Raw genomic sequence first — 3,163 nt, 5'->3', positions numbered from 1 at the left:
CTCCTGGTAGGTCAGCATGCGGCGTAGGGCGGCCGGGTCTTCCTGACTGAACAGAACCCGCATGGGTTGCGCGGGACCGGCCCGGTAGCGGGCGGCGAGGGCGTTGCCCAAACGCGAGCGCTCCTGCGCCAGCGCCGCGGCGCGCACGCGCAGGGCGTGGTCGGCATCGGCGCGACGCAACCGCGCGGCGCTCACCTGCTGCTCCAGCTGGGCGAGTTCCCCGTTCAAGCCGGTCAGGGCGCGCTCGGTTTCCCGCAGCTCGCCGAGGGCGAATTCCCGTTGCTCCAGGTCTTGTCGCTTGGCTTCGCGCAGCGCCTCGAGGCGCGCACGCACGCTTTGCAGTTCCTCCTCAGGCGCCGGCGACTCGGCCACCGCGGGCACCGTCGCTGCGAGTATCGCCAACATCAGGGCGCGGACCCCGCCCACACGCACAGGCCGCCTCACCGCAGACTGATATACTTGGCGGCTCGCCCTTTGCGCTTCGGAGTCGGCTTCGTGCAGCAGTTGTTTGAATTCGCCGGAAATCATCCGTTGTTGATCGCCGCCGCCTTCGGCCTGATCGCTACGATCGTAGTCAGTGAGATCAGGGTGCGCAATCGGGGCTTCGCCGAGGTCACGCCCGCCCAGGCGGTGCAGATGATCAACGCCGGCGCCGTCGTGCTGGACGTGCGCGCGGCCGATGCTTACCGCAAAGGGCACATCATCGACGCCCGCAACATGCCCCTCGACGAACTCGACGGCGGCGTGCAGCAGCTCGCCAAACATCGCGACAAGCCGGTGATCGCCTACTGTGACAGCGGGCTCACGAGCCAGCGCGCGGCTGCCGCTCTGCGCAAGGCCGAGTTTGCCCAGGTGGCCTCCCTGCGCGGTGGGTTGCAAGCGTGGCGCGCCGAGAACTATCCCCTCGCGTCCTAGTCTTTTAGAACGCGTTCACCGAATTTACGAGAGCAACATCCCATGGCAGAAGAACAAGGCCCGACGAACGGCCAACCGGGCGCCGCCGCAGCAGGCCAGGCCACCGGTCCCCAGCTGGTCGTCCAGCGCATTTACATGAAGGACTGCTCCTTCGAGTCGCCGTCCGCCCCCGGGATCTTCTCCGGGGAGTGGGATCCGCGCATGGACCTGAACATCGGCGCGAGCAGCAAATCCCTCGGCGAGGACCATTACGAAGTCACCCTGACCGTGACCGTAGAGGCCAAGAAGGACGACAAGGTTGCCTTCCTTTGCGAGATCCACCAGGCCGGCGTGTTCATGATCCGCGGCTTCAACGAAGAGGACTCGCGTCGCGTGCTCAACGCGAGCTGCCCCAACGTGATCTTCCCGTACGCCCGCGAGGCGGTGTGCGATCTGGTCACGCGCGGTGGCTTCCCCCAGCTGCTGCTGCAGCCGGTCAACTTCGACACCCTGTATCAACGCCACGCTGCCGAGATGCAGCAGCCAAGCGCACCCGGGCAGCCGTCCTAGCGCCCTAGCCATGACGCGGGAGAGCGCCGAAGCCAAACACTCAGGTTCCGTCGCCGTGCTCGGCTCGGGCTCCTGGGGCACGGCGCTTGCAATTCAGTTCGCACGGGCGGGGACGCCCACGGTCCTGTGGTCCCGCCGCGCGGCGCAAGCCCAGGCGATGGCGGAGCAGCGGCAAAACAGCGAATACCTGCCCGGCGCCGAATTCCCCCAAGCGCTCTGCGTTAGGGCCGACCTGAGCGAAGCCGTGAACGGCGCCTGGGCAGTGGTGGTGGCCGTCCCGAGCCAAGCGTTCCGCCCGCTGCTCGACGAGCTACGCCCGCTGCTCGGTGACGACACGATCGTCGGCTGGGCGACCAAGGGCTTCGAACACCCAAGCGGCAAGTTGCTCGACCAGGTCGCCCGGGAGGCGCTTGGCGACCAACACCCGCGGGCAGTGCTCTCCGGGCCCACCTTCGCCCGCGAGGTAGGGGCGGGCCTGCCGACGGCGATGACCATCGCGGCCACGGACGAAGGCGCGGCCGCGGCCCTTGCCAACGCGATCTCCAGCGAGGTGTTCCGCGCCTACACGTCGGATGACATGACGGGCGTGGAGGTGGGCGGTGCGGTCAAGAACGTGCTCGCCATCGGCGCCGGTCTGTCCGATGGCCTCGGCTACGGCGCCAACACGCGAGTGGCCGTCATCACCCGTGGCCTGGTCGAGATGACCCGCCTCGGCGTCGCCCTTGGCGCACGCCAGGAGACCTTCATGGGCCTTGCAGGAATGGGTGACCTCATCCTCACCTGCACCGACGACCAGTCCCGCAATCGACGCATGGGCCTTGCCCTCGCCCGCGGCACCAGCGTGGACGAGGCGAAGACGGAGATTCGCCAGGTGGTGGAAGGCGTGCGTGCGGCAAGGGCGGTGCACGCCGTCGCCAAGACGGCGAAGGTGGACATGCCGATCTGCGAGAGCCTCTACCGCGTGCTCTACGAGGAGCTTGCCCCACGCGATGCGGTGCGCCTGCTCATGTCACGCTCCCTGAAGCGAGAGCACTAACGGCATCGTCAGGTAAGCTCGCTGCCCGCAAATTCCAACTGACGCCAAGCCTCGTACACGGCCACCGCCACCGCGTTGGACAGATTCAGCGAGCGACTGTTGGCTTGCATCGGAATCCGCATCCGCCGTTCGGGCGCCAAGCCATCCAATACCTCATCCGGAAGCCCCCGCGTCTCCGGGCCGAACAGCAATACGTCGTCGGGCCGGTAGCGCGCTGACGCGTAAGGTTCGCGGCCGCGCGTGGAGAACGCGAACACCCGCGAGGCCGACTCGGGGCCGAGTTCCGCCAGACAGTCCTCCAGGCATCCATGGGTACGCACCTGCGCCCAGTCCCGGTAATCCAAACCCGCGCGACGCAGGGCCCGCTCTTCCAGTGAGAACCCTAGTGGTTCTACCAGGTGAAGAGTCACCCCCGTATTCGCGCACAGACGCATGATATTGCCCGTATTGGGCGGGATTTCCGGTTCGTACAAGACGACGTGCAACATACGGCCGTACCACCCTGGCAGCGCCAATAAAAAGGGGGTCAATCCGGATCTCGCAAAGGATCCTGAGCGCATAGAACTGGATGCGCTAAAGCATTGAAAGGCCATGGGTCGGGCGATAGCGTTGGGTTACCACACACCAAGACTACGACCCGGTGACCCATGACCTCGCTCAAGG

5 protein-coding genes are annotated in these 3,163 nt (G+C 66.6%); 3 read left to right on the top strand and 2 right to left on the bottom strand.

Translation table 11 applies throughout. From position 1 onward, the window contains the following. A partial coding sequence (locus AAF184_25510) for a hypothetical protein (protein ID MEO0425713.1) occupies window positions 1–426 on the bottom strand: 426 nt, incomplete at its 3' end. Between the two features lie 69 nt (window positions 427–495). Between AAF184_25510 and AAF184_25505 the strand changes: the two genes are divergently transcribed. From AAF184_25505 to AAF184_25495, 3 genes are read left to right on the top strand one after another with little or no spacing between them, the layout of a single operon-like run. Next, window positions 496–915, top strand: coding sequence for a rhodanese-like domain-containing protein (locus tag AAF184_25505; GenBank protein ID MEO0425712.1), 420 nt, complete (start codon window positions 496–498; stop codon window positions 913–915). Window positions 916–957: 42 nt separating this feature from the next. Beyond that, window positions 958–1,464, top strand: a complete 507-nt coding sequence (secB, locus tag AAF184_25500; GenBank protein ID MEO0425711.1) for a protein-export chaperone SecB — start codon at window positions 958–960, stop codon at window positions 1,462–1,464. Between the two features lie 10 nt (window positions 1,465–1,474). Beyond that, a complete protein-coding gene (locus AAF184_25495; protein ID MEO0425710.1) occupies window positions 1,475–2,500 on the top strand; it encodes an NAD(P)H-dependent glycerol-3-phosphate dehydrogenase in 1,026 nt (341 codons plus the stop codon). Window positions 2,501–2,508: 8 nt separating this feature from the next. Here AAF184_25495 and AAF184_25490 read toward each other — a convergent pair whose 3' ends face one another. Next, window positions 2,509–2,988 carry a tRNA (cytidine(34)-2'-O)-methyltransferase gene (locus tag AAF184_25490; protein MEO0425709.1) on the bottom strand — a complete coding sequence of 160 codons (480 nt, stop codon included), beginning with the start codon at window positions 2,986–2,988 and terminating at the stop codon, window positions 2,509–2,511. Between the last annotated feature and the right edge of the window lie 175 nt (window positions 2,989–3,163).

This window comes from Pseudomonadota bacterium, assembly GCA_039815145.1.
Taxonomy (GTDB): Bacteria; Pseudomonadota; Gammaproteobacteria; order Steroidobacterales; family JBCBZW01; genus JBCBZW01.
This window is presented reverse-complemented; position numbering and strand designations above follow the sequence as displayed.